The sequence below is a fragment of the Paenibacillus sp. FSL R5-0908 genome, assembly GCF_038006245.1.
Taxonomy (GTDB): Bacteria; Bacillota; Bacilli; order Paenibacillales; family Paenibacillaceae; genus Paenibacillus_AQ; species Paenibacillus_AQ odorifer.
In genome coordinates, this window is sequence record NZ_JBBOUV010000001.1 from 681,252 (window position 1) to 706,025 (window position 24,774).

The 24,774-nt window shown below is 46.5% G+C and carries 27 protein-coding genes and 2 riboswitches; of the genes, 21 read left to right on the forward strand and 6 right to left on the reverse strand.

Features of this window, described 5'->3' with window-relative positions; genetic code table 11:
• Window positions 1-11 precede the first annotated feature (11 nt).
• The 3 genes from MKZ09_RS03150 to MKZ09_RS03160 are packed head-to-tail and all read left to right on the forward strand — an operon-like array spanning window position 12 to window position 1,794.
• On the forward strand, window positions 12-830 hold the full coding sequence (locus MKZ09_RS03150) for a TrmB family transcriptional regulator (protein ID WP_036682516.1): 819 nt from the start codon (window positions 12-14) through the stop codon (window positions 828-830).
• 25 nt (window positions 831-855) lie between these two features.
• Entirely contained in the window at window positions 856-1,158 is a 303-nt protein-coding gene (locus MKZ09_RS03155) for a hypothetical protein (protein WP_038568522.1), read from the forward strand.
• A gap of 42 nt (window positions 1,159-1,200) precedes the next feature.
• Entirely contained in the window at window positions 1,201-1,794 is a 594-nt protein-coding gene (locus tag MKZ09_RS03160) for a xanthine phosphoribosyltransferase (RefSeq protein WP_076101352.1), read from the forward strand.
• A gap of 113 nt (window positions 1,795-1,907) precedes the next feature.
• On the opposite strand, the gene MKZ09_RS03165 is transcribed toward MKZ09_RS03160, so the two are convergent.
• The 3 genes from MKZ09_RS03165 to MKZ09_RS03175 form a co-directional block, all read right to left on the reverse strand.
• On the reverse strand, window positions 1,908-2,864 hold the full coding sequence (locus MKZ09_RS03165; RefSeq protein ID WP_052096739.1) for a diacylglycerol/lipid kinase family protein: 957 nt from the start codon (window positions 2,862-2,864) through the stop codon (window positions 1,908-1,910).
• A gap of 110 nt (window positions 2,865-2,974) precedes the next feature.
• On the reverse strand, window positions 2,975-3,313 hold the full coding sequence (locus tag MKZ09_RS03170) for a DUF4870 domain-containing protein (RefSeq protein WP_076207437.1): 339 nt from the start codon (window positions 3,311-3,313) through the stop codon (window positions 2,975-2,977).
• 93 nt (window positions 3,314-3,406) lie between these two features.
• The gene (locus MKZ09_RS03175; protein WP_076207435.1) at window positions 3,407-4,396 is read right to left on the reverse strand and encodes a serine hydrolase domain-containing protein; all 990 of its coding nucleotides are present in this window, start codon (window positions 4,394-4,396) and stop codon (window positions 3,407-3,409) included.
• A 469-nt stretch (window positions 4,397-4,865) separates the two neighbouring features.
• On the opposite strand from MKZ09_RS03175, the gene MKZ09_RS03180 reads away from it, so the two are divergent.
• From MKZ09_RS03180 to MKZ09_RS03240, 13 genes are all read left to right on the forward strand, one after another.
• Window positions 4,866-5,054, forward strand: a complete 189-nt coding sequence (locus MKZ09_RS03180) for a hypothetical protein (RefSeq protein WP_019913840.1) — start codon at window positions 4,866-4,868, stop codon at window positions 5,052-5,054.
• Window positions 5,055-5,457: 403 nt separating this feature from the next.
• The gene (gene coxB, locus MKZ09_RS03185; RefSeq protein WP_076101356.1) at window positions 5,458-6,504 is read left to right on the forward strand and encodes a cytochrome c oxidase subunit II; all 1,047 of its coding nucleotides are present in this window, start codon (window positions 5,458-5,460) and stop codon (window positions 6,502-6,504) included.
• Between the two features lie 126 nt (window positions 6,505-6,630).
• The gene (gene ctaD / locus MKZ09_RS03190) at window positions 6,631-8,478 is read left to right on the forward strand and encodes a cytochrome c oxidase subunit I (protein ID WP_076124740.1); all 1,848 of its coding nucleotides are present in this window, start codon (window positions 6,631-6,633) and stop codon (window positions 8,476-8,478) included.
• On the forward strand, window positions 8,475-9,101 hold the full coding sequence (locus MKZ09_RS03195; RefSeq protein ID WP_076101357.1) for a cytochrome (ubi)quinol oxidase subunit III: 627 nt from the start codon (window positions 8,475-8,477) through the stop codon (window positions 9,099-9,101). Before ctaD ends, MKZ09_RS03195 begins: the two co-directional genes overlap by 4 nt.
• Before the next feature lie 5 nt (window positions 9,102-9,106).
• The gene (locus tag MKZ09_RS03200; protein WP_076138228.1) at window positions 9,107-9,433 is read left to right on the forward strand and encodes a cytochrome C oxidase subunit IV family protein; all 327 of its coding nucleotides are present in this window, start codon (window positions 9,107-9,109) and stop codon (window positions 9,431-9,433) included.
• Window positions 9,434-9,518: 85 nt separating this feature from the next.
• Window positions 9,519-10,439, forward strand: a complete 921-nt coding sequence (ctaG, locus tag MKZ09_RS03205) for a cytochrome c oxidase assembly factor CtaG (protein ID WP_076138229.1) — start codon at window positions 9,519-9,521, stop codon at window positions 10,437-10,439.
• A gap of 26 nt (window positions 10,440-10,465) precedes the next feature.
• Window positions 10,466-10,930, forward strand: coding sequence for a DUF420 domain-containing protein (locus MKZ09_RS03210; RefSeq protein WP_076124485.1), 465 nt, complete (start codon window positions 10,466-10,468; stop codon window positions 10,928-10,930).
• A 1,105-nt stretch (window positions 10,931-12,035) separates the two neighbouring features.
• Window positions 12,036-12,764, forward strand: a complete 729-nt coding sequence (locus tag MKZ09_RS03215; protein WP_076138231.1) for a hypothetical protein — start codon at window positions 12,036-12,038, stop codon at window positions 12,762-12,764.
• A 61-nt stretch (window positions 12,765-12,825) separates the two neighbouring features.
• Window positions 12,826-13,221, forward strand: coding sequence for a GntR family transcriptional regulator (locus MKZ09_RS03220; protein WP_076124482.1), 396 nt, complete (start codon window positions 12,826-12,828; stop codon window positions 13,219-13,221).
• An 18-nt stretch (window positions 13,222-13,239) separates the two neighbouring features.
• Complete coding sequence (locus tag MKZ09_RS03225; RefSeq protein WP_076138235.1) at window positions 13,240-14,169, forward strand: ATP-binding cassette domain-containing protein; 930 nt, start codon at window positions 13,240-13,242, stop codon at window positions 14,167-14,169.
• 4 nt (window positions 14,170-14,173) lie between these two features.
• The gene (locus MKZ09_RS03230; protein WP_036676693.1) at window positions 14,174-15,076 is read left to right on the forward strand and encodes an ABC transporter ATP-binding protein; all 903 of its coding nucleotides are present in this window, start codon (window positions 14,174-14,176) and stop codon (window positions 15,074-15,076) included.
• Window positions 15,069-16,349: an ABC transporter permease gene (locus MKZ09_RS03235; RefSeq protein WP_076138237.1), complete on the forward strand. Its 1,281-nt coding sequence runs from the start codon at window positions 15,069-15,071 to the stop codon at window positions 16,347-16,349. Before MKZ09_RS03230 ends, MKZ09_RS03235 begins: the two co-directional genes overlap by 8 nt.
• 32 nt (window positions 16,350-16,381) lie before the next feature.
• A complete protein-coding gene (locus tag MKZ09_RS03240; RefSeq protein ID WP_143762355.1) occupies window positions 16,382-16,573 on the forward strand; it encodes a hypothetical protein in 192 nt (63 codons plus the stop codon).
• Window positions 16,574-17,040: 467 nt separating this feature from the next.
• Here MKZ09_RS03240 and MKZ09_RS03245 read toward each other — a convergent pair whose 3' ends face one another.
• The 3 genes from MKZ09_RS03245 to MKZ09_RS03255 are packed head-to-tail and all read right to left on the reverse strand — an operon-like array spanning window position 17,041 to window position 18,624.
• A complete protein-coding gene (locus MKZ09_RS03245) occupies window positions 17,041-17,493 on the reverse strand; it encodes a hypothetical protein (RefSeq protein ID WP_076207433.1) in 453 nt (150 codons plus the stop codon).
• Between the two features lie 40 nt (window positions 17,494-17,533).
• Window positions 17,534-18,055, reverse strand: a complete 522-nt coding sequence (locus tag MKZ09_RS03250; protein WP_051490930.1) for a hypothetical protein — start codon at window positions 18,053-18,055, stop codon at window positions 17,534-17,536.
• A 14-nt stretch (window positions 18,056-18,069) separates the two neighbouring features.
• Entirely contained in the window at window positions 18,070-18,624 is a 555-nt protein-coding gene (locus MKZ09_RS03255) for a hypothetical protein (RefSeq protein WP_036676704.1), read from the reverse strand.
• Between the two features lie 68 nt (window positions 18,625-18,692).
• Window positions 18,693-18,857: riboswitch (cyclic di-AMP (ydaO/yuaA leader) on the reverse strand.
• A 419-nt stretch (window positions 18,858-19,276) separates the two neighbouring features.
• A riboswitch (cyclic di-AMP (ydaO/yuaA leader) is annotated at window positions 19,277-19,466 on the forward strand.
• A gap of 251 nt (window positions 19,467-19,717) precedes the next feature.
• On the opposite strand from MKZ09_RS03255, the gene MKZ09_RS03260 reads away from it, so the two are divergent.
• The 5 genes from MKZ09_RS03260 (at window position 19,718) to kdpC (ending at window position 24,741) form a co-directional block, all read left to right on the forward strand.
• Window positions 19,718-20,134 carry a hypothetical protein gene (locus MKZ09_RS03260; protein ID WP_076124472.1) on the forward strand — a complete coding sequence of 139 codons (417 nt, stop codon included), beginning with the start codon at window positions 19,718-19,720 and terminating at the stop codon, window positions 20,132-20,134.
• A 126-nt stretch (window positions 20,135-20,260) separates the two neighbouring features.
• A complete protein-coding gene (gene kdpF / locus MKZ09_RS34345; protein ID WP_076101420.1) occupies window positions 20,261-20,338 on the forward strand; it encodes a K(+)-transporting ATPase subunit F in 78 nt (25 codons plus the stop codon).
• A 12-nt stretch (window positions 20,339-20,350) separates the two neighbouring features.
• Entirely contained in the window at window positions 20,351-22,027 is a 1,677-nt protein-coding gene (kdpA, locus tag MKZ09_RS03265; RefSeq protein WP_076141854.1) for a potassium-transporting ATPase subunit KdpA, read from the forward strand.
• A 16-nt stretch (window positions 22,028-22,043) separates the two neighbouring features.
• Entirely contained in the window at window positions 22,044-24,077 is a 2,034-nt protein-coding gene (gene kdpB, locus MKZ09_RS03270) for a potassium-transporting ATPase subunit KdpB (RefSeq protein WP_076138246.1), read from the forward strand.
• A gap of 76 nt (window positions 24,078-24,153) precedes the next feature.
• Entirely contained in the window at window positions 24,154-24,741 is a 588-nt protein-coding gene (gene kdpC / locus MKZ09_RS03275; protein WP_370511185.1) for a potassium-transporting ATPase subunit KdpC, read from the forward strand.
• The last annotated feature ends 33 nt before the right edge of the window (window positions 24,742-24,774 follow it).

The following is a 24,774-nucleotide window of genomic DNA, read 5'->3' on the forward strand; positions in this document are numbered from 1 at the left end:
GGGACAACAAGATGGAACAGCTGCTGCTGCATCTGCGCAATCTGGGCTTCACGGAGATGGAGTCCAAAATCATGGTCGAGCTTGCGACTAAAGGTCAGGCTTCTGGCTATGAGGTTGCCAAACAGCTCGGAGTTTCAAGATCAAATGTGTATGCGGCGCTTCAGCGCCTAACACAGCAGGGATATGTACGATGTGGTGAAGGAGAGCCTGCGCGGTATAGTGTTCTCAATCCGGAGGAGCTTGCGACGATGATCTCGGGAAGAGTTCAAGCTTCGCTGGCTTATATGGAAAGTGAGATGCCTCGCGGGGGGCCTGTTAGTCCTTCTTTTTATAATGTAGAGGGCGACCGCAATGTAATGGGGGCGCTGATTCGCCAGCTTAACATGGCAGAGCAGGAGATTGTAGTGGATATGTGGCGCGAGGAAGCTTCGCTTCTACGGAGTGAACTTGAACAGGCCGAACTGCGTGGCGTTAGGCTTTTATGGGCTTTTGACGGTGGAAATGCTGCTGCTGCCTCTTACCCGGTATGGCCGTCATTCGGAAAAGATTCGCAGCGGGCGGATGGACGGAAGTTCTCATTTGTGATTGACCGGAGCTGGTGTATGCTGGGGATGCGTTATGATGATGGATCCGCGCAAGCAGTGGTAACCGAGCACCCGGTGTTAGTGGAGCTGCTGTTGAATCATTTCACACAGGAAATGGTCTTGTTTGAGCTGGAGCAGGATATGGGCGCAGAATTAGTAGAGCGTTATGGAGAACGTTACAGCAAAATTCATAGCAAATATGTTATGTATGATCAAGGCGATGATGGGGAAGAACAGGCGCAGTAGTTATTATCATAGGGAGGTGAGAAGCATGGAATGTATCGTTCATTTTGAAGTGGTGCACAATGATGGTCCTAAGAAATTGCGTGGACTGTTGTTTCTGGATAAGGGAGCATCTCCTGGAGAAGCAGAATTAGTCGAAATGTTTAAGGACATGAATTTTAACGTGAGACTGGAAGATCGCGAAAAATTGATTTTTAAACCGGTAAATCCGGGAGATTTCTTGGAGATTCGAATTACGGGTTATGATAACGGTCAGGAAAAGAGCAAGGATGATCATAATTTAAAATCGATCGTTGGAAATTTATTGCCTCAGAAGCCGACAGGTCTGTAATGTGGGGAGAATGGATTCAATGATGGGAGAAGGAGGAGCACTATGGAGCTGTTGAGACAAAAAGTGTTGAAAGAAGGTATTGTACTCGGGCAAGGAGTGCTCAAGGTGGATTCTTTTCTGAATCATCAGATGGACCCCTTCCTGATGCGCGAGGTTGGCCGTGAGTTTATCCGCCGGTTCGCTGGCGAAGAAATTACGAAGGTGCTGACTATAGAATCCTCGGGAATCGCTCCGGGGATTATGACAGCATTAGAGCTGGAGGTTCCGTTGATTTTTGCCCGTAAGCAGAAATCGCTGACGCTGACAGAAGACATTTACGTGGAGAAGGTATACTCCTTCACGAAGAAAGAAACGAATGAAATTACCGTTTCGAAGAAATTCATTGCTCCCGGAGAACGGGTGCTGATTGTTGATGATTTCTTGGCGAATGGTGAAGCCGCCTTCGGACTTGCCCGTATTGTTGAGCAGGCGGGCGGAAGTGTGGTTGGAATTGGCATTGTGATTGAAAAAGCGTTCCAGCCAGGGAATCGGCTGCTGCAGGAAGCGGGATATCGCGTAGAATCACTTGTGCGTATTGCTTCACTGGAGGACGGAAGAGTCACTTTCGTGGAAGACGAGGAAGAGCCTCTTGTTTGAGGCTTTTGGAATGAATGCTCAAACAAAAGCTATAGGATATACAAAACAGCAAGCGAACTGGTAATGAACCAGTCGCTTGCTGTTTTTTGTGTGTATGGTATGCACGGGTCAGGTTACCCGTTGCTGCCGCAAGCCGCTGCAGTATCGACGGGCAGCTGTACGCTGTCCGCCGCCAGCGGCGATAGCACCCGCAGCGCCCCCGGCTCGCAGCGAACGGCCAGCGGCCCTTTGCCGAGGCTCTCGCCGTCGCCGATCGCAGGCCGGGCCTCGGCAAAGCCTACGGCTACGCTACGTCCGCGCAGCATAGACACGAAGGGCAACGCCACATGCTTGCCCTTCAGTACCGTGGGGAACAACCGCAGCAACTGCCCGCGGCTGCACCCATGCACGACGCAGACGTCAAGCTGGCCGTCATCGGCCTTTGCCTGCGGGCAGATCAAAAGCCCGCCGCCGTAGCTGGGCAGGTTGCAGATCGAGACCAGCCATGCCTTCTCGAAGGCGTGCTCCGTACCGTCGCAGACTACGCTTACCCGGCAGGGCTTGAACGTCATCAGCGTATGCAATATGCCGATGATATACGCCAGCTGGCCTGCTCCAATGGCATTGCACAGCCGTTTGTAACGGCTGGCATTCACATTCTCGGCCACTTGAGCATCAAAGCCATTGGCAACGGCTGTTACGGTCAGTCCGTTTGCTCCTGAAAGCAGGTCTGCTTCGATATACCGCTCGCTAAGGGCAGCCTCCAGCGCGGCTTCTATTGAAAGTGGAATGCCGAACCCCCGGGCGGTGTCGTTGCCGGAGCCGGCAGGAATTACGCCCATGGGGATATCTTTGCCGCAAAGTGCACCCAAAATGCTGTGGAGCGTGCCGTCACCGCCGATTACAATCACGGCTTTCCAATCCTCGCGATGCTTTAGTGTATTTAAAACAAGGGCTTCTGCACCCTCTACGCTGTGCGTAAACAAGGACATGAAAGGCAGCGAACGTTCCTTCATGAGCGCCTCTACAGTATGCCAGGTCCGGCCGCCTGCTCCCCCGCCGGAACGCGGGTTTATGATAAATAGATACATATGATTTCCTCCAGCCTGTAGAATTCCATTGATGCCCTTTCTACATTGTAAGGAGTGGATGGGCAAAAGGGAATACTTTTCAGCGATGAGAGGGGCTGCTTTTTGGGGGATTACAGATGGCGAATCTGACTTTCTGCGATATCACCCGCCCAAGGGAGTTTGTACCACCTGCCACTTAAGGCATGGTAAATCATTAGCAGCCACACCCCAAAGCTGCAAAGAGAGACGAGGGCACTCATCAAGGGACCAAGGAATGGGACCAATCCGGTTAGAACGTGGAGGATCATCAGTACCCCGAAGGTAATCAGTGATTGCAGCGAATGGAACAGCACAAAGCGGCTGCGTTTCTCCAATGCGAGAAAGATGACGCCGCCGAGAAAAGGGAAAAAGTAACACAACGCGCCCGCTATATTATCGGGCAATCCGGTGGATGATTTAAAAGGGGACAATGGGCTCACTCTCCTTCTGCTTGGAGAAGAAGGAGCTTGATTGTTCTAATCCTTCTTCCTTACAAGCCTATGACTTGTCAGGAAAAAGTATGTTTAGCTCATTGAAGGGAGAACATACTTTTCAAGCAGCTTGCGTGGGTTCTTCCAGTTATTTGTCTTGCTCTCTGCTGTAAAGACCACGACAGTATCCAGATTGGGGAAGAGCAGAATCTGCTGCCCGCCATGACCGTGGGCGAGCTTGTAGGGCTGACCGCTCATCGTACCGATCCAAAACTGATATCCGTAATCACCAAACGCTGGATATCCCTTAGTTTGAGCGGTAAGTGCATCCTGCAACCAATGTTCTGGGATGATTTGCTGCTCTGCAAACACTCCATTATTCAGCAGGCAGATTCCGAATTTAGCCATATCCCGAGAGGTTAGATGTAAACCAATATGACCCATGCTATGTCCTTCGGGGCTAGGTAACCAAGCGGTATTAGCCATTCGCAGTGGAGTGAATAAATGCTGTGCTGCATAAGAAAATGCATCAAGACCTGTAGATTCACTAATCATTATCGAGATTAGATGTGAGTCGATGCTTCGATATTGGAACTGGCCGATTTGTTCTGGAATAATGTTCAAGCTAAGGCCAAAGGAGCCCCAGCGGCGGCTGCGATGGAGGTTCCGAACGAGCGGTTCACCGAGCTTCTTCCCTGTGATCCAGCTAAAACCGGAAGTCATGGTAAGAAGATGACGGAGTGTGATCTTTGAGAGATGTGGGGAGTGAAGGTATGGAATATACTTGCGAAGAACCTCGGACACAGAAATATGGAGATCAGGCATCTCTCCACGGCCGATAGCGATTCCCGTAAGAACGCTGACAAAACTTTTGGTGGCAGAACGGAGATCATTTAATGCTCCAGCATGATGGTCGTTATAATAACGTTCGAAGATGAGTTTTCCATGACGCACAATAAGCATGCTATGCATCTTGGGGTATTCTTTTAGGATAGCTTGATGGGCTTGTTCAAGACCCTCCAGGCGTGTATCGGTGTCTTCTGGCGCTGCGGTAGTCATTAGGGGAATTACAGGCTGGGCCATAACGATCTCCTTCTCATTTGTTGGTAAATGCAGTTTACCTTGCTGTTTAGGTTATTTTATTTTAACCAGTTTTGAGACATCTGACATACGAAGACAGCGGTGAAAAATAATATTTTCCAAATAGTACATTTTACAAGGAAAGGTGGAAGTTAATCCGGAATATGATACAATATAACGATAAGGCCCGAAAGGAGTGATTCAGTAAGTGGCTCTTCGGGTAATAAAAGTGTCAAGGAGCTATCGTTCATCAGGCGTCCTTACTCTCAGCCCAAATCACGACGAACCTGCTTCACCGGCAAGGCGGTGTTTCAAAGGCTAGATTTAGCTTTAGATTCCACGTTTTGACGGATAGTGCAAGCCACGTATGTGTAATGGATACTTCACTTGCATTCGAGGTTACGGCGTACTTTTCATCATGCATTCTCTACAACGGAGCATTCATTTTCAATGTTTTGGGAGGGAACTGATCATGGCAAGTAAAGGTCATAACGAAGTCAAGGAAAGTCTACGGGAAATGACACGCATTTTCCGGCCCAAAGATCCCAAGAAATTCGTAAAGGAGTACGTCCGAAAGTATCGGATTACAGGAGGCTATGAAGAAGAACTGACCATGGTCGTGGAACACGAGTTGGTACGGATGAATTCATCCGTCTCCTAGCTAACAGATACGTTTGTCACTTGCTTAACTTTAGACATCATTTTGAGTAATAACATCCACGAGGATTCTTATAAACCGTGCCCGAGCAACTTTTGTTGCTGGAATCGGTTTTTTTTGTATGCCCATTTACGAATAAGGAAAAGTCTTCCTCATAGAATAGTCAAATGAATTAATAGACACATTTTAAATTGAATGCGCTTTCTTTATTATTTTTTATTTGTTTGCGTTTTCATAAAATGCTAGAAAATCCAGATGGGACAAGGGTTTATTGTGTCGAAAATTACAATGTGAACTAGTTGTGAACGATTGACAAAACTTTCCCTTAAACTTATATTAATAGTGATTGTTATAATTGACAGAAAAAAACAGGAATCTACGAAATCGGGAAAAGCGGGGTAGATCAATGATGAAAACGTGGCAGGCTGTAAAGCGACTCCTTCCCATGACCGCTATGTTTGGACTCTTTCTTGCCGGGTGCGGTCGTGAGGACTTGTCAGTGCTCAGACCACAGGGACCTGCAGCAGACAGATCTTACGGATTAATGGAGCTGTCGATCAGCATTATGATCGTGGTGTTGCTGATTGTCTTTACGATTGCAGCTTATGTACTGATCCGCTTCCGCAGAAGACCGGGTCAGAATGAAATCCCTGAGCAGGTTGAGGGCAGCATTAAACTTGAGATTCTCTGGACAGTCATTCCGCTTATCCTTGTTGTAGTACTGGCCGTGCCAACGGTGAAAGCAGTGTTTGCCGCTGGAGATGATCATTCCAATGACAAGAATGCGATCAAGGTTAAAGTAACCGGCCACCAATACTGGTGGGAGTTTGAGTATACCGACTATAAGGTAACTACAGCGCAGGACCTGATTATTCCGGTGGGCAAAGATATCGCCTTTGAACTGGAAACTAAAGATGTGCTGCACTCCTTCTGGGTCCCTTCTCTTTCCGGTAAAATCGATACCAATCCAGCTGGAACGATTAACCGCTTTAGCTTTAGTGCGCCTAATGAAGGCGTTTACCGTGGGAAATGTGCGGAGCTATGTGGACCTTCTCATGGATTGATGGAATTTAAGGTGAAATCAGTTAGTGAACAAGAGTTTCAAAAGTGGATTGATTCTATGAAAGCACCTGTAGCTGTGCTGCCAGAGGATCCTGCTTTAGCTGAGAAGTTCAAAGCGGCATGTCTGACTTGCCACGCTGTAGGTGATCAAGGGATTAATAATGCGCCTAACTTAACTGGAATTGGTTCTCGGGAATCGATTGCTGGAATTCTGCTCAACGACGACACGAGGGAAGATGGTGCGCCGATTGAAGAGAATCTCAAAACCTGGCTGCACGATCCGCAATCTGTAAAACCAGGCAATCTGATGCCTAACCCCAAAGATCTGGGCCTGAGTGATGCTGAGATTGATGGCATTGCAGAGTATCTGGCCAACTATAAGCTGGACTAATGCCTTAGCCTAAAGGCGGGCGGAACTTTCGAAAAGGGGGGACGAACTTTGGCTCAAGCAGCGCATACCTTGAATTCATCCAAGCCTCTGGGGCACGGCCACAGTGTGAAGCGCCATACAGGACTTATGGATTGGCTAACAACCGTCGATCACAAAAAAATCGCGATTTTGTACCTATGGGCCGGAGGATTATTTTTTGGTATCGGGGGAATTGAAGCGCTTTTGATTCGTTGGCAGCTCATCAAGCCGATGAATAACTTTTTGGATGCACAAACGTTTAATGAACTCATAACCATGCATGGTACGACGATGATCTTCCTCGGCGTCATGCCAGTCATCTTCGCACTCATGAATGCCGTCATTCCGCTACAGATCGGTGCACGTGACGTAGCCTTTCCTTTTCTAAATGCACTTGGTTTCTGGACCTTCCTGTTCGGCGGGATTCTACTGAATCTTAGCTGGGTTATGGGTGGTGCTCCTGATGCCGGGTGGACCGCCTACACCCCACTATCTACGAGTACATACAGCACTACACACGGTGTAGACTTCTATACGATCGGCTTGCAAATTGCCGGATTAGGGACCCTCATCGGGGGGATTAACTTTCTAGCCACGATCATTACGATGCGTGCGCCGGGAATGACCTATATGCGGATGCCGATGTTCGCCTGGACCACATTTATCACTTCCGCCATTATTTTGTTTGCTTTTCCAGCAATAACAGTAGGTTTAGTACTGCTGACATTCGACAGGATTCTAGGAGCCAATTTCTTCGAAGTCGGAGCCGGAGGAAGTCCAGTGCTATGGCAACATATCTTCTGGATATTTGGTCACCCGGAAGTTTACATTCTCATTCTGCCTGCCTTCGGGATTATTTCCGAGGTCATCCCAACCTTTTCGCGTAAAAGACTGTTCGGATATAGCTCCATGGTGTTTGCAACCATCTTGATCGCCTTTTTAGGCTTTATGGTTTGGGCTCACCACATGTTCACAACTGGACTTGGACCTGTAGCTAACGCGTTGTTCTCCGTATCAACGATGTTAATTGCGGTTCCGACCGGGATTAAAATTTTTAACTGGTTGTTTACGATGTGGGGCGGGCAAGTACGTTTCACAACCCCTAACCTGTTCGCAGTAGGATTTATTCCTACATTTACTATGGGGGGAGTAACTGGAGTGATGCTGGCGTCCGCACCTGCTGACTTTCAGTTCCATGATACGTATTTTGTTGTAGCGCATTTCCACTATGTTATTGTAGGTGGATTGGTGCTTGGCCTGTTCGCAGGTCTGCACTACTGGTGGCCCAAAATGTTCGGACGGATGCTGAGTGAGACGCTGGGCAAGTGGACTTTCTGGACGTTTATCATCGGATTCCATCTGACCTTCTTTGTACAGCATTTCCTTGGGCTTATGGGGATGCAGCGCCGTGTGTTCACTTATTTGCCAAATCAGCAATTTGATTTGCTAAATCTAGTCAGTACCATTGGTGCAGGACTTATGGGCGTCGGTATGATTATTTTCTTGGTGAACATTTTCCTGACTTCCAGAAAACCGGCGGATGCAGGCAATGATCCGTGGGAGGATGGACGTACATTGGAATGGACCATTCCTTCACCGCCGCCAGAATATAACTTCAAGCAAACACCTCTTATTCGGGGGATTGATGCCTTCTGGAAAGAAAAAGTAGCAGGGAATAAAGGCATGACACCAGCAGAGCCTGTGGGCTCAATTCATATGCCGTCGGCAACGATTTTACCGTTTACGATGTCTATCGGAATTTTTATCGCTGGGCTTGGCTTTATGTTTAGCCGTGATGAATTCGGCAATGCTTTTATGAGCTTCCTGTTTAATAATTATATCGTTACAGCCATCGGTCTTATTATTACATTTGGATCCATGCTGATGCGTTCGCTGTATGATGATCACGGATGGCATATTGAACCTGAAGAGCTGGAAGGAAGTGAGCGGACATGACAACGGCACATGCAGAAGCTTCTAAGGATACCTTTCCGCACGAGCCGGAAAAAGCTACGCTCGAAGGACGCAACAAGGTTCTTGCCTTTTGGTTGTTTCTAGGCGGCGAAGCGGTATTGTTCGGCACGTTGTTCGCAACTTTCCTCGCACTGCGTAATCAGACGAATGAGGGGCCTTCGGCGAATGAACTATTTCACCTGCCGCTTGTAGCCGCTGCAACATTCATCCTGCTGGTAAGCAGTCTGACGAGTGTATTCGCTATTCAGGCGATGCACAGAAATCGGCCGGCACTGCTACGGAATTGGCTGTTAGTTACTGTAGTTTTAGGTTTAGGTTTTCTGGTTTTGGAGATCTATGAGTTTACTCAATATGTAAGACACGAAGAATTCGGAATGACCACAAGTGCATTCAGCTCGGCATTCTACACACTGGTAGGATTTCATGGTGCACACGTAGCCTTCGGGATCGCTTGGATCTCCATCTTGATTGGGCAGCTCGCCCGCAAGGGGTTAACGGTAGTTACTGCACCAAAAGTGTATGTGTCAGCCATGTACTGGCATTTTATCGATGTGGTATGGGTCTTCATCTTTACGGTTGTATACCTACTCGGAAAGGTGGGCTAGGCACTATGACGACGGATCAGCATATGCCAGATAGCGGCGGGTATAAGCAACGTCATCGGCATGAAGGACCACAGAAACATATTGTTGTCTTTATTTTCTCCATTGTCTTAACATTGATTGCTTTCGCTGCTGTTGCGGCTGGGGGCGTAAATGCAACCTTTGCGATTATTTTGCTGCTGGTAATGGCTGTTCTTCAGGTTATTGTGCAGATGGGCTTCTGGATGCATCTAAAAGATAAAGGGCATCTTCTGCCGATTATCTTTATGCTGGGCGGCTTCTTTATCGCTGGGACCTGTATTGTTATGTCGCTGTATTGGGTTTGGTGGAACTAACGGACAATAATAAAAGAGGTGGGCTGCGATGCCCCCTCTTTTTGATGTTTAGATATAAGAATTCCTGCGCTAGGAGGTTGGGATTATGCTGGGATTAGAATACTTTAGCTTTGCTGAACTATGGAGTCCGCTTTTTCTAGCGGTAATGCTGCTGCTGACAGCAGGTTATTTTGTGTGGATTGGTCCGATTGCTGGGCGTTATGCCGATTCAATAACGGTGCCATTTTGGCGTAGAGCGTTATTTGTCTGTGGGATGCTTGCCCTTTATCTGGCACAAGGAGGACCCATTAGCCTCTTAGGGCATATGATGTTTTCCTTCCACATGGTCAGTATGGCCTTGTCTTATCTGGTAGCGGTGCCGCTGATTATGCTTGGAATTCCAGATTTTATCTGGCGCAGGATACTAAAGGTGAATCCGCTTCGGCGGTTATCTTTTTTAGCTCATCCGGTAGTAGCTGCTCTATTGTTTAATGGACTTTTTTCCTTGTACCATATTCCTGTTATTCATGATTATGTGATGCTGCATTTTACTGTTCATCGTATTTATTACATTGTTTTGTTCCTGACCTCTGCTTTAATGTGGTGGACACTGATTAATCCGCTGCCGGAACATCGTATGGCGAGTGGGCTTGGGAAGATTGGGTTTATTTTTCTGAACATGGTATTGCTGACGCCAGCTTGCGGGCTGATTATATTTGCCGATCATCCACTCTACGCCACTTACAGTGATCCAGAGACTTGGGCGCGTGCTATGGGCTATTGTATCTCGGGAGACCCCTCTGTTTTACTTCAGAATTTTGGAGGTCCTGCATTCTTTGAAGTGATGTCGCCGAAGGTGGATCAACAGGTGGGAGGCATCGCGATGAAGTTCATTCAGGAATTTATTTTTGCCTCTATGCTTGCTTATGTGTTCTATCATTGGTATAAAAAAGAGAACGGACAAGACGACGATGAATTGTCGACGCCATCCTCAACACTTCAGGAGAGCAACTTGAACCGTGCATAACTGGTAGACTGCCGAGGGGGAGAATCATGGATATTTTCACAGTGTTTCCGACTATTAGTACGTCATTCATCGTGATCAGCGCGGTGCTGGTGGCTATAGGTTGGTGGCTCATTATCAAGGGCAAACGCGAGGCGCATAAAAAAACGATGATTGCTGCCGCTATCGCTGCGCTGCTGTTTTTTATTGTTTACGTATCGAGAACGTTGTTTGTGGGGAATACCTCATGGGGCGGCCCGGATGAACTGAAGACAATTTATCAAGTGTTTTTGATCTTCCATATCGTTCTGGCAACCGTAGCTGCGGTATTCGGACTTACTACGTTAACTCTTGGTTTCAAGGCGAAGTATTCCAAGCACCGTAAGTGGGGCAGAGTGACATCGATAATTTGGTTTATCACAGCGATTACAGGCGTTATGGTGTACGTGCTGTTGTATGTTTTGTATCCAGGTGGACATACCAAGCCGGTGTGGGAAGTTATTTTGGGTGCGTAAAATAAGTGCTTGAATAGAGCACAGAGTTTAGTGCGTTGAGCGAATGAACAGCACTAGAGTAGCAGAGTCGTAAATAGTTATGAAATAAGCCTATATATCTGCATGTTCCTGAGTAGGGATTGCGGGTGATGGGCTTATTTTCGTTTGTGGAGCTTCGGGATCTGTCCTGAAATTGAACTAACTTAGCACGAAAAAGAAGTAATTGGGGAAAACCTCCCTGATAATGCACGAAATTAGCTAAAAAAGGCCATAATTAGGGAAATCCTCCCTGAAAGTGAATGGATTTAGCTCAATAACGGAGTAATAGCTGAAATTTTGGGGAGGATTTCCCTAAAAACTAATAATCTAAGCTCGGTTGGGCAGATTTTAGGGAGTTTTTCCCTAATGTTGCTATTCCGTCCGGCAGTCGCCCATATCCCACACCTGAAACTGCAATAGCAGCCGAAACGGTATCCCGCACCCGAAACCGCATCATCCGCCATACCCGCATCACACAATCGGAACTGCACCTCCGCCATACCCGCATCACACAATCGGAATTGCACCATCCGCCGCGCCCGCATCACACAATCGGAACTGCACCATCCGCCGCGCCCGCATCACACAATCGGAACCGCATCATCCGCCGCGCACACATCACACCCCCGAACCAGCACCACAGCTGCACCAGCATCCTAACCCGCACCAGTATCCGCTCGCACTCACCACCCTGCACCCGCCTCCCTCAACGCACTTCACACCAACACGCTGCATAGAAGCAGAGAGTGAGCTCGTACTACTTCATTCCCTGAATGAATTATCTAATAAACTCAATTATCCCAGTTACATTCGCCCCGTAGCATTCCGCCTCAATTCTGGCTCAATTCCCCCTCATTGTAGTTAATCTCAATAAATAAGCGTTACCTAACGTTTGAGAGTATCTTCATAAGCTTGAAGTATGAGGTTGCCCAAACCTCCTATTTCTTTTGAATAATTTCCAGTTACAGGATTGACAATGAAAAACCAAGGTCATATACTGTGTATATAGATATATACAGTAAGCACAGGGATATGAACACCTGCTTCTGCTAGACGCTGAAGACATTGTAAAGCGAGGTTAGCATTAATGAGAACATTAAAAGATTCATGGTTTATGTTGCGCTCTGATTTTCGCGGAGACAAATTAAAAATATTAGGGACCCTCGTAATAACAGTTGTTTTTATGAGTTATCTTGGTGGACTGACTAGCCTGATAGCAAATGATGTACTAGGTGAGCAGGATCGGACGATGTTAGCGGATTTCTTATTTCTCTCCTTTATCCCCTTATTGGGATTAACATTCTCTCGCCGCTCCATGAAATATTGGAGTGAAGACTCTTACACAAAAATGTTGGTTTACTTACGAACTTTACCGATCCCAGCTGCAGTAATATTATCGCGGAGGAAACTTCAGGGTGTGGGCTCCTTTACTCTAAATGGTACGTTATTCTTCGTTATTATTTACTTGTTAGGAGAGAATTTCCGGGCAGAACTGGCGGTTCCTTCGTATATAGCTTTTGCGATTACTTGGCTCGGCTTCGGATTTATGGTCTCAGGTCTATATATTTTTATTGAGTATCTTTTTAGCGGCAAAGCTTATCTATGGCTAACATTGCTTATCGTAGTTTTATCGTGGGCAACTTCGTTCCTAGTTACACTGGGCGGAGGCAGTTTGTTCTTATACAGTATCTCCTATTCCAAGGAGTGGGGGCTGTTATCTCCGATCATGTGGGGGTCACTTCTGCTGGGAACAATATCTGTGCAGTTATTCTCTAAATGGACTATACATCGGCTGAAAAGTCGCAATCTCGTATAAAAAATCGGAAATGGCAAGGATTGCGCTCTAGCACGCTAGAGTGGAAGGCGAGGTGTAAATAATGTGGATACCGGTACAAATCAACGAAAATAGTGCAGAGCCCCTCTATCATCAAATAGAGACTCAGCTTAGATCATTAATCATTAGCGGAGTCATTACGGAAGGAACGCTACTGCCCTCGATTCGTGAGTTCGCAGGCGATTTGAAATGCAGTGTAATTACAGTGCGGCGCGTATATCAGGATCTGGAGAACGAAGGGTTGCTGCGAACGCGACAAGGAACAGGTACCTTTGTATCCCATGTAGGTGACGGAGCAATGGAAGAATATAAACGTGAAACGGTTGGCAAAGCACTTGAAAGTGCAGTGGATATCGCCCGATCGGTACATTGCAGCAAGGATGAACTTGAACAGATTTTTATGGAGATTGTAGAACGCAAGTATAGAGAAAAGGATTGAGAGGGGGCGCTTACTCATATGGTACAGATGGCTATAGAATTGCGGAATGTACTTAAACGGCGACGAAACAAGACGATAGGACCGCTGACCCTGAATCTGCCTAAAGGATATATTACAGCTTTGGTAGGTCAGAATGGATCCGGCAAAAGCACGCTGCTGAATCTGCTGATGCAGCTGACTAATCCAGAGGAAGGCGAGATATATTGGTTCGAGAACAGGTATGATAGCGGGTTGTCTCTGGAGCTTCGCCAGACCATTGCCTATGTTCCTGAAACGTCAATTACTGAGGAGAACCACTGGAATGCAGAGGAGGCAGCTCGATTTCGGAAGTATTGGTATCCCAATTGGGACGATCAGTATTTTCAGGAGCTGATGGATCGCTTTGAGGTTCCGTATCATATGAGACTTTCGAAGATGTCTAAAGGGGAACGCCGGAAATTCGAAATTGCTGCAGCACTTGCGGCGCGGCCAAGTCTGCTGCTATTGGATGAACCTTCATCGGGTCTTGATCCTTTTGCCTGGAAGATTATGATCGAGACACTTCGTAAATATATGGATGAGCACAACGCAACGATTATCATCTCCACACACATTGTGGATGAGGTGCGACGGCTGGCAGATTATATCGTCCTTATGCATCGGGGTGAACTGCTGGGCATGGCTGAAAAAGACAGTTTGTTCGGTGCTTGGACCGAGGTTTGGGTGAATGCTGCGGATGAAGAGGAGCTTGCGGAATTATCGGCTGAGTTGCCAGGAGGCTTGCACTTTACCATGGATACACCGGGTGTAGCTTCTTTTATCATAGAACAATTTTCTGAAAACGAGAAACGCATTCATGACTTGGGCGTAAAGGTTATCAAGAGCCGCAGTTTGGAACTGGACGAAATATTAAGTTTATGGACACAGGGTCATCGTCCTATTCTAATTGACCACAAGAGAGGGGACTAGAGAAATGGAAGCCTTAAAGCTGGAAAGTGTAGTTAAGCAATATGGAGAAAAAACCGCAGTAAACGGAATTAACCTAACCGTAGGTAAAGGGGAAATTTACGGATTACTGGGGGCGAACGGCGCGGGGAAAACAACCACGATGCGTATGGTACTCGGCCTAATCTACCCTGATGAGGGCAAGATTTTGTATAACGGGAAGCCTTTCAACAGTGAACTGCAGCAACTTATGGGTTATCTGCCCGAAGAACGTGGACTATATCCTAAGGTGAAGATCAGCGATCAAATCGTTTACTTGGCCCGCCTGCGTGGGATGTCAGCTAGTGATGCAGATAAGAGCCTGCGCTATTGGCTGGATCGATTCGAGGTTCCGGATTATTACAATAAAAAAATAGAAGAGCTTTCCAAAGGAAATCAGCAAAAAATGGGCTTTATCGCCGCTGTCGTTCATAAGCCGCAGATTCTGATTCTAGATGAAGCTTTCAGCGGGCTGGATCCAGTAAACGTGGAGCTGCTGAAAGATACGGTCAAAGAATTGCGTGATTCGGGAACAAGTATCCTCTTCTCTACGCACCGGATGGAGCATGTGGAAGAGCTATGCCGTAACATTACGATTCTCGATCGTTCCAATACGGTCGTTCAAGGGGATATCCGCACGATCAAGAATGGCTACCCGCGGGAAGAAGTATTGCTGCGTACAGCTAATGAGGTAAAAGGTCTGGAGTCCATCGCAGGTGTTACAGCAGTGAAACGGCTGGAGCGTGGGTATCTGTTATCGATCAGTGAGATCGGTGCAGCACAGCGTATTTTACAGCAGGCGATAGCACAGGGTGAAGTGGAGCATTTTGAAATCAAGGAACCTACGTTAAACCAAATCTTTATCAGAGCGGTGGGTGAATCTAATGAATAAGATGGGGACAATTATCGGCTTTACCTTTAAAAATAAAGTTAGAACGAAATCATTTATGATTACTACTTTGATTCTAGTATTATTGCTCAGCATAGGGATGAATCTTCCCTATATCATCGATCAGTTTAAGGGTGATTCGGCCAAAAGTGAAGTTACTCAAATTGCTGTGATTGCTGAAGAGGGAAATCAGGTTGCAGAATTGTTGAAGGCTTATACTGCGCCAGAGGGCATGCCACAGGCTAAGATAGTACAATATGCTTCTGCGGAGGATGCCGAGTTAAAGAAAGCATTAGATGAAGAGACAGTAGAAGGTTATGTTACTTTTGCGGAACCTACTGGTGAAGGGCTTCCACCCGTTACTTATCATAGTAATGATGGAGAACTAAACGGAGATGTTCAAGTTTATCTTCAAAATGCACTTCAGCAAGCAAACACACAATATATCGTTGGTGACAAGCTGACCTCTGAACAGATTGCTGCAATGTCAACACCAGTGCAGATTACTACACAACAGCTTAACGCAGGCGGTGGCAGTGAAAACTCTCAGGAGGACACTCCGGCCATTAACTACATTATCGTATATGCCATGCTTATGTTGTTCTTTATGTCCATTATGATGACAGGCAACATGATTGCCGCTGAGATAACCTCTGAGAAAAGCTCGCGGATTATGGAAATTCTGATTACAAGTGCCTCACCTTTAGCGCAAATGTTCGGTAAAGTTATCGGTGTTTTCCTAGTAGGAATACTACAAATTGGGATCTTTGTCGCAGCGATCGTCGTCAATTTGACGCTCCCGCATAATGCGACTGTATTGGCTGATTTTGATCTCGATTTAGGTCAGCTCAATATTAACTTGCTGCTCTATGGATTTGTCTTGTACGTATTAGGTTACTTCCTCTATGCCTTGATGTATGCGGCTGTAGGTTCGATTGTCAGCCGTACGGAGGATCTCGGTCAGGCGGTAATGCCAATCATGATGTTAGGCTTCGTAGCGTTCTATGTTCCACTGTTCAGTATCTCCAATGCAGATACTCTAGTGGTTAAGATAGCGAGTTATGTGCCGTTCACCTCACCATTGACGATGCTGCTCCGAATTGGTGTCGGCGAGGTGGCGATCTGGCAAGTCATTGTATCGCTGCTGATCCTGCTTGTGACTACCTTCATCTTCGGATGGCTGGCGGCCAAGATCTATCGTACCGGCGTACTGATGTACGGCAAACGCCCAAGTATTAAAGAAATCAGAAAAGCAATGAAAGCTTACAAGATCTAAGATGACCTCATAATAACTTTTAAGGAGTGCTAATGATGTCTACAAGCGAACAATATACCATTATGCTTTTAATGAGTTCGGTATCGCTGGCTACGGTTAGTAGAATGCTTCCGGATGGCTCCACTTTTATGGATTTCGTTCAAGGCGTATTGACCGGTGTTGCTATAGTGGGGATGTTGGCAGGATTGTGGATGTACGGTAAGGCGCGTAAGAGTAAAGTGTAATAATAGTAGGCACTGAATTTTCGGGGGTATCCTAACAGCCATTTATGGTTGCTGGGATATCCCCGTTTTTGAGTTGGCAAACTCTTTGTATACGAGCTGATCTAGCTAACGGACCCAGCAGTACTTAAATGCAACAATCATCGAGATTTAGCAAGATATCGGACACTATAGTCGCTATTGGCATGAAAAAGGGTGAATTAGTAGCTCTTTTAACCAAATAGTTGCACTGGAGTCCGATACTATGCTCAAAAGGCAATAAACGTGCAAGTAACGTCATCTGGGTCCGTAAGCCTTGCCTTGGTGGAAGATGATTAGGGCTTGCTTTAAGACGATCCGAGACGCTCATCGCTCGGGATTTCTACTGGAGTCCAAACGCCGGCTATATTTGAGTAAAAGCTTCAATTAAAGGCTCCTGAGTCCATTAGTCGCTTCATGCGCTCAAAGATCGTTTGAATTCTAGTCAGAGACTAAATTATAGAAAGATTTGCGCTCGTTAGTATATCCGCTTGGGCGGTCATCTGCTCCCGTACAGCTCTAAGCTGTGCTTTCAGTGCGGGAACACTTTTTTGCAGAATAATGCTTATTTGAGAAAGAGGCAGCTTTAAGCCGTACCACAATACCTTCACAAGCTGTTCCTCCCAAGGTAATGCCTTAGCCGATAGAAGCGAGCGACGGGCAAAAGAATCAGCACACTGGCGAATACAAGTGCGGTAAGCGTGGATAGAGAATAACTGAGGGTCGAAGTCATCCTGACGATATATTTTATGAAGCTCTGTGAAGGTACAGATAGTAATCTTGTCTGCCTCATTAGATTGTTCTAACAACATGGAACTAAGTACGTAGACTTCATTAGTATACTTTTTAACACACTCTGCAAATTTAGTACTGTAGGTGGACACGGAAGGTAAGGGGTCAGGCATGGTGAACACGATCCTTTCAGAATGAGAGATTTGCTTGAATCTATAATATAGAAAAATAAGAGATGGATTTATTGATAAGATCGGCGGTGTCTGGTTCCGGGCAACTGTGTTTCTGCTGGGAGGCAGTGGATAAAGCTTTGGAAGGTTTGTAGTAGAGCCGTTCACTTCTGGAATTGCTCCCCCCAGCTGCAACACTGTACAGACGCCCCTGCTGAATATGCCCTGCCAAGGATTTGCCCTGGAGCTTGGCCTTTAAATCCTGCAAAGCACCCTGAACTAGCTCAAGCTTAACCTGCTCCCAATCTGAACCTTCGCGGCGGACCTTATCCAGCGCTTCCTCAAGACGGCAATGACAGATAGCCCGTAAAAAAGAGCTCCATTTAATGAGATCGAAATTTTTGGTGTTGGCAGAGATCAGACAAGCCCCCCAGCTGCATCCTCCCTTACAAGTGAGCTTCAGAATACCATAACGGCAGCCTTCAGCCCCTTCCATTCCATAGTGGATAGGCTCGGGTTCATCCAATACAAATACTTCAATGCGGGATAGTCTGCGCTGGTCCATAGTAGGGTTCCTCCTTAGATTTCCAAAAGCTTTAAGTCAACATGATGAGTGACACTAGCCTTTTCTACACAAGCGAGCATTTCCATTTTATTCTCACAGACTGCGGTATGCTCTAACCATAGTCGGAACTTCTCTTTCCGTATAACAGATAGATGTAAGGGAAAGGTGCTGCGGGATCTCAAGACATACCAACCGGCGCTTACATCTTTCCAAGGCTCCTTGAAGGCTGTAAACCACGGGAGTTTTTGGTGCGATGACCAATCCTGCTGCTGCTGTTGTTCTCGAATTTTTTTATATATTTCATATACAATCTTAGAGTCTAAACAGTCTTTACAAGAAGAAGGTGTGCTGAACTGGCGAAGGGCTTGGATCTGGTTCTGGCCAAATGCATAGCCTACAATGTACCTGTGATTATTTTCTTCGAACCACAAGGCCCCGAAACAAACGTAATTTAGACTTATCGGCTCAAGCAGCCCTTGATGTATCCCTAAATAATAGTGCTTCAAAACATTCACCCCATCCAGCGTGCTATCACCTAATAGGCTCAGGTAACGCAAAAACCGCAGCAAGAGGAGGACCTCTGCTGCGGTTTTGGATTACAGGCAGATATACCTGGGCCAAAGCGTGGCGGATCAAGGGTCTCTCTCTTTACGCTTACGAGGTTAGCTGTCGGATTCGGACGGTGAGAGTCGCCCTACCTATTGAGACTTACGCAGTCTCCTTTGGATTCACCCCAAGTAGGCCAGACGGCCTGATGGTTCCCCCGTTCCCTGCAAATGCAGGAACTCAGCGTTGATTGTTTTTCATGAATTAGATTCAACCCGAATCATACTCTTTTCAAGATTTTCTGTAAAAAACGGAAAATGTTCTTTTAGAGCAATTTTAACCATATCCTGCCGACTACGACTGAAAAATGAGGTAAATAGGTATTTATGGCGTGTTATCGCGCCTCTTTCTCGCTCAACCTCAGCTTCTTGCGTTTCTACCTATAAAGGGAATTTACAGTATTTTTGCTCTAAAAAGGTGAATAAAATCACATGGGTTATAGATAGCGATTAAACGCCCGAAACTCGAGTAAACAAGAGATATAGAGAGATTAGATATCAAGTAAGCGCTATCTAATGGGAAAATAGTTTTTAATTTGCATTATTTTGGCATCATTCAGGTTTTACAAGTCTTCGTGCATAAGAGTATGATTACTCCTGTTTCAACGACAATCGAATATTTGATCCGCTTAATTTCCGATAAGGAAAGCGGGGGAACCAACAATCGGCAGCCGATGTGAGAGTCGGAAGCCGATTATGGGGTGAATCCTGTAGAGGGTGCGAGTGAGCTCGCATCTATACAGGTAGGGCGACTCTCACCGCCCGAATCCGACAGCTAACCTCGTAAGCGTATGGAGAGAGGATGAGTGCAATGTGACCGCTAGCGAGCCACAGAGGAGATCCTTTGTGGCTTTTTGCTGTGCTCTTAGAAGCAAAGCATTTATGGAGGCCTCCCCTAAGAGGTCGCTAAATTCATCATTAGCGGTATTTGTTAGGCAGCGTCTAATGACGTGACACAACCGAGCTTTAGGTTGTGCCCGAAAATGACGATAGGTCAACATCCTTTCGGAGATTTTCGTTGCCTCCTTGTTGTAAATGAGCAGGAGGAGAAAAAAAGATGACGGATCAGAATGAATATGTGCTTGTATGTGCGCCTACAAAGGCGGGAGAACATTTCATTAAACTTCTGAAGTTCAGGGGTATTAAGATGGCGGGATTAACCAACAATGTGGCTGAGAAAGCTTTACTTGAGGAGCTCGGGATTGAGCAGGTTATTCTAGTGGATACTCGCCATCAAAGCACTTGGTTTCGCCCGTCGTTCCCGGTAGGCAGGGTATATCTGTTTGAGAGCAGCTTTCCGCTTTGCTGCCGCTATATCCAGATGTGCCGTACCTGGACGACACAGCCAATTTTTGTGATTACAAGTTCAATAAATCCTAGATTGGTCTATAAAAGACTTGGTGCGAGCTATGTAATCTATTCCCATAGTGGTGATGCTGATTTTCTAATCGATAGATCACCTCATCAAGGATAATGGAAGGAGTGCGGAAGATATGATGGATCTGTATATGGTGGCTTCGTTAGCTGTAATTTACGGGTTGTTTTATGGCTTTATGCGCTGGTGCGCAGGTGTAGTTGAGGATACGGGGAGGGATAAGCTGTGATTCTAGTAATCGCTGTTACCCTACTGTTGTTTATATATCTGGTTTACGCGTTGATTCATCCTGAGAAATTTTAAGGAGGGGCATTCATGGGCATTTTGCAAATAGTCGTCGTAATTGTAATTCTCATCTTGCTGGTCAAGCCGATGGGGACGTATTTATATCATGTATTTTCTAACGAACCGAATCGTACGGATCGCTGGTTTGCAGGCACAGAGAAAGGTATTTATAAGCTGATCGGCCTGAAAAAACGGGACGGAATGTCCTGGAAGAAGTATGCACTCAGCTTTGTTTTAACTAATATCGTACTGGTTGCTTTCAGTTATATTTTCCTAAGATTACAGCGGGGATTGCCGCTGAACCCGAATGGAATTGCCGATATGGAACAGACGCTTTCATTCAATACGGTGATCAGCTTTATGACCAATACGAACCTGCAGCATTATAGCGGGGAGACGGGGCTATCGTATTTTTCACAAATGGCAGTCATCACGATGATGATGTTCACGTCTGCAGCGAGCGGATTTTCTGTTGCGGTTGCTTTTGTCAGAGGGATTACAGGACAGAAATCAGTCGGGAACTTTTTCGAGGACTTTGTAAAAGCACATATTCGTGTATTCATTCCATTAGCTCTGCTAGTTTCATTGGTGCTGGTAGGATTGCATGTGCCACAAACGCTCAAGCCATCGCTTGAGGTCACTACACTCGAAGGGCAGACGCAACAAATCGCTATCGGTCCAGTCGCTTCTTTGGAATCAATTAAACACTTAGGTACGAATGGTGGCGGCTTCTTCGGAGCCAATTCAGCGCATCCTTTTGAGAACCCTAATCCACTTACGAACGTTCTGGAGATTCTCTCTATGTGGATGCTGCCAGCCTCTTTGCCATATATGTACGGATTGTTTGCTAAGAACAAACGTCAGGGCTGGGTGATTTTCACAGCAATGATGACCTTGTTCGTTCTGCTGCTGGGATTGAATTATTATGCGGAAACTAAAGGCAATCCCGCTATTAATGCGCTGGGGATCGAGTCTTCGCAAGGCAGCATGGAAGGTAAAGAGGTGCGTTTTGGGATCCCGCAATCTTCGCTGTTCACTTCGGTAACAACGGCAGCTACGACAGGTAGTGTTAACAATATGCATGATACGCTGACACCGCTGGGTGGCATTACCCCTCTGGCCCTAATGATGCTCAATAACGTCTTCGGGGGAAAAGGTGTCGGATTAATCAATATGCTGATGTATGCCATCATGGGCGTCTTCTTATGTGGATTAATGGTCGGCAGAACACCAGAGTTTCTCGGGCGAAAGATAGAAGCCAAGGAGATGAAGCTGATTGCGATTGCCATCCTTGTGCATCCGTTCATTATCCTTGTACCAACAGCAGGTGCGTTCTTAACGGACTTGGGCAACGGCTCCATTACGAATCCCGGATTCCATGGACTTAGCCAAGTGTTATATGAATATGTCTCTTCTGCCGCGAACAATGGTTCAGGATTTGAAGGGCTTGCGGACAACACCACCTTTTGGAATGTTACAACTGGGATCGTAATGCTGCTTGGCCGTTATGTCTCTATAATCGCGATGCTGGCAGTTGCAGGTTCACTGATCCAGAAGAAGCCAGTTCCTGAGACGATTGGCACATTCCGCACAGACAATGGTCTGTTTACCGGAATTCTGATTGGTACCGTAGTAATTATCGGTGCGCTGACGTTTCTGCCGGTCATTGTGCTCGGCCCGATTGCAGAATATTTGACCTTACGGTAGGAAGAGGGAGAACAAGATGAGTACTGTAAAAAGAAAAAAGCTGCTGACGGGACCCATACTCCTAAGCGCTGTAAAGGATAGCTTTATTAAGCTTAACCCGGTGACGTTAATCAAAAATCCGGTCATGTTTGTAGTCGAAATCGGTACGATTATTGTATTGCTTATGGTACTGGCCCCCGGATATTTTAATGCAGAGAAATCGGTAGGCTTCAATATCACAGTGTTGTTCATTTTGCTATTCACAGTGTTGTTTGCCAACTTTGCTGAAGCGCTGGCTGAAGGCCGCGGGAAAGCCCAGGCGGATTCACTCAAGAAAACGAAACAGGATATCACAGCTAACAAACTCGTTGGAGGGTCTGTGAAGACCGTTTCTTCTTCCGAGCTTCGTAAAGGAGATATCGTCATCGTTAGTCAGGGAGAACTTATCCCTGGCGATGGTGAAGTAATTGAAGGGCTGGCCTCCGTAGATGAATCGGCAATTACAGGTGAATCTGCACCTGTTATTAAGGAAGCTGGCGGAGATTTTGGCTCAGTCACAGGCGGCACCCGGGTAGTCAGTGATGAGATTAAAGTCAAAATTACCAGTGATCCCGGTGAGTCATTCCTGGATCGGATGATCTCCCTCGTTGAAGGGGCGAAACGTCAAAAGACACCCAATGAAATTGCATTAAATACACTCTTGATCAGTCTGACGTTGATTTTCCTGATTGTAGTAGTGACCTTGCGGCCTATTGCGACTTATCTGGGCGTTGATCTAGATATTCCTGTTATGATCGCTCTGCTGGTCTGTCTGATCCCGACCACAATCGGGGGACTGCTCTCCGCTATCGGGATAGCAGGGATGGACCGCGTCACACAGTTTAATGTCCTTGCTATGTCAGGGAAGGCTGTTGAAGCTGCCGGCGACATTAATACAATGATTCTAGATAAGACCGGTACGATTACTTTCGGAAACCGGATGGCGAGTGATTTTGTGCCTGTTGGAGATGAAACGGAAGCTGAGCTTACGGCTTGGGCAGCTATTAGTTCGCTAAAGGATGAGACTCCGGAGGGACGTTCTGTTATTGAGCTGGCTAAGAAGCTGGAACGCAGCTATGACAGCAAACTTGCTGAAGGCGGAGAGTTCGTAGAGTTTAAGGCTGAGACCCGTATGAGTGGCATAGATCTACGTGATGGACGATCTGTTCGTAAAGGGGCAGTCGATTCCGTGAAGAAATGGGTACAGTCGAAGGGCGGAGTCATTCCCGCGAACCTCGACAGTAATTCCGATGCTATCGCTCGGATGGGGGGGACCCCGCTTGCTGTTGCGGTAGACAACCGGATTTATGGACTTATTTACTTAAAGGATACGGTTAAGCCAGGCATGAAAGAGCGGTTTGATGAGCTGCGAAAAATGGGAATCAAGACTATCATGTGTACAGGGGACAATCCGCTGACCGCAGCTACTATTGCCCGTGAAGCAGGGGTAGATGATTTTATTGCAGAAAGTACACCTGAGGATAAAATAGCGGTTATCCGCCGTGAGCAGAACGAAGGCAAGCTGGTGGCAATGACTGGCGATGGTACAAATGACGCACCTGCCCTTGCCCAAGCTGATGTGGGCTTAGCGATGAACAGTGGGACTACAGCCGCTAAGGAAGCAGCAAACATGGTTGATCTGGACTCCGATCCCTCGAAGATCATTGAGGTTGTAGCTATTGGTAAACAGCTACTGATGACGCGGGGCGCGTTGACAACGTTCAGTATTGCGAATGATATCGCTAAATACTTCGCAATTATTCCGGCAATGTTCATGCTCGCTATTCCTGAAATGGAAGCCCTGAATGTCATGGGATTGGGTTCACCTAGCTCGGCAATTATATCTGCATTAATATTTAATGCGATTATTATTCCGCTGCTGATCCCATTGGCTATGAAAGGTGTCTCGTATAAAGCGATGAGTTCTACGAAGCTGCTGGGACGTAATATTTTTATCTATGGTTTAGGTGGGGTAGTCGTTCCATTTGCGGGCATCAAACTTATTGATTTGCTCGTAAGTGTATGGATATAACAACGGATTGACTAATCATTGAAAGGGTGAGAGCATCGTGAATAACAGAAAGTCGATTGCGGACGCTGAAGAACAGTTGTCATCATCGAAGGGTGCTAATTTCTTTATCATATTACGGCTATGTCTAGTGTTTGTTGTTCTCTGCGGAGTGATTTATCCGCTGACTACTACAGCGATTGCTCAAGTTCTGATGCCATCGCAAGCAAACGGCAGTCAGCTGAAGAATGACGCGGGAGTAGTTGTGGGCTCAGAACTCATCGGGCAAAGCTTTACGGATCCGGCGGTATTCCATGGCCGTGTATCCAGCATTGATTATAAAGCGGAAGCTTCAGGCTCCAATAACTACGGCCCATCCAACCCGGATATGCTGCAGCGGACGAAGGATTCCATCACACAGTGGCAGCTGGATAATCCGGATGTGCCTGTAAATAAGCTGCCGGTTGATTTAGTAACCAACTCAGGTTCAGGTCTTGATCCGCATATCACTCCTGCGTCAGCAATCGTGCAGATTCCCCGGATCAGTAATTTGACCGGGCTTCCAGCCACGCAGCTGGAAGAGCTAGTGAATAAGCAGACCGAAGGTCGCGATCTAGGGCTGTTTGGTGAAGAGCGGGTAAATGTTCTGAAGCTGAACATGGAGCTGCAGAAATTAACGAACAAATAAATATAGCTAATATCCCTGCCCGATTGTTCACAT

Excerpts from the sequence above, each read along its gene's own strand:
- MKZ09_RS03150 (WP_036682516.1), top strand. The coding sequence starts at position 12 with ATGGAACAGCTGCTGCTGCATCTGCGCAATCTGGGCTTCACGGAGATG.
- MKZ09_RS03155 (WP_038568522.1), top strand. The coding sequence starts at position 856 with ATGGAATGTATCGTTCATTTTGAAGTGGTGCACAATGATGGTCCTAAG.
- MKZ09_RS03160 (WP_076101352.1), top strand. The coding sequence starts at position 1,201 with ATGGAGCTGTTGAGACAAAAAGTGTTGAAAGAAGGTATTGTACTCGGG.
- MKZ09_RS03165 (WP_052096739.1), bottom strand. The coding sequence starts at position 2,864 with ATGTATCTATTTATCATAAACCCGCGTTCCGGCGGGGGAGCAGGCGGC.
- MKZ09_RS03175 (WP_076207435.1), bottom strand. The coding sequence starts at position 4,396 with ATGGCCCAGCCTGTAATTCCCCTAATGACTACCGCAGCGCCAGAAGAC.
- MKZ09_RS03180 (WP_019913840.1), top strand. The coding sequence starts at position 4,866 with ATGGCAAGTAAAGGTCATAACGAAGTCAAGGAAAGTCTACGGGAAATG.
- coxB (WP_076101356.1), top strand. The coding sequence starts at position 5,458 with ATGATGAAAACGTGGCAGGCTGTAAAGCGACTCCTTCCCATGACCGCT.
- ctaD (WP_076124740.1), top strand. The coding sequence starts at position 6,631 with ATGGATTGGCTAACAACCGTCGATCACAAAAAAATCGCGATTTTGTAC.
- MKZ09_RS03195 (WP_076101357.1), top strand. The coding sequence starts at position 8,475 with ATGACAACGGCACATGCAGAAGCTTCTAAGGATACCTTTCCGCACGAG.
- MKZ09_RS03200 (WP_076138228.1), top strand. The coding sequence starts at position 9,107 with ATGACGACGGATCAGCATATGCCAGATAGCGGCGGGTATAAGCAACGT.
- ctaG (WP_076138229.1), top strand. The coding sequence starts at position 9,519 with ATGCTGGGATTAGAATACTTTAGCTTTGCTGAACTATGGAGTCCGCTT.
- MKZ09_RS03210 (WP_076124485.1), top strand. The coding sequence starts at position 10,466 with ATGGATATTTTCACAGTGTTTCCGACTATTAGTACGTCATTCATCGTG.
- MKZ09_RS03215 (WP_076138231.1), top strand. The coding sequence starts at position 12,036 with ATGAGAACATTAAAAGATTCATGGTTTATGTTGCGCTCTGATTTTCGC.
- MKZ09_RS03220 (WP_076124482.1), top strand. The coding sequence starts at position 12,826 with ATGTGGATACCGGTACAAATCAACGAAAATAGTGCAGAGCCCCTCTAT.
- MKZ09_RS03225 (WP_076138235.1), top strand. The coding sequence starts at position 13,240 with ATGGTACAGATGGCTATAGAATTGCGGAATGTACTTAAACGGCGACGA.
- MKZ09_RS03230 (WP_036676693.1), top strand. The coding sequence starts at position 14,174 with ATGGAAGCCTTAAAGCTGGAAAGTGTAGTTAAGCAATATGGAGAAAAA.
- MKZ09_RS03235 (WP_076138237.1), top strand. The coding sequence starts at position 15,069 with ATGAATAAGATGGGGACAATTATCGGCTTTACCTTTAAAAATAAAGTT.
- MKZ09_RS03240 (WP_143762355.1), top strand. The coding sequence starts at position 16,382 with ATGATGTCTACAAGCGAACAATATACCATTATGCTTTTAATGAGTTCG.
- MKZ09_RS03245 (WP_076207433.1), bottom strand. The coding sequence starts at position 17,493 with ATGCCTGACCCCTTACCTTCCGTGTCCACCTACAGTACTAAATTTGCA.
- MKZ09_RS03250 (WP_051490930.1), bottom strand. The coding sequence starts at position 18,055 with ATGGACCAGCGCAGACTATCCCGCATTGAAGTATTTGTATTGGATGAA.
- MKZ09_RS03260 (WP_076124472.1), top strand. The coding sequence starts at position 19,718 with ATGACGGATCAGAATGAATATGTGCTTGTATGTGCGCCTACAAAGGCG.
- kdpA (WP_076141854.1), top strand. The coding sequence starts at position 20,351 with ATGGGCATTTTGCAAATAGTCGTCGTAATTGTAATTCTCATCTTGCTG.
- kdpB (WP_076138246.1), top strand. The coding sequence starts at position 22,044 with ATGAGTACTGTAAAAAGAAAAAAGCTGCTGACGGGACCCATACTCCTA.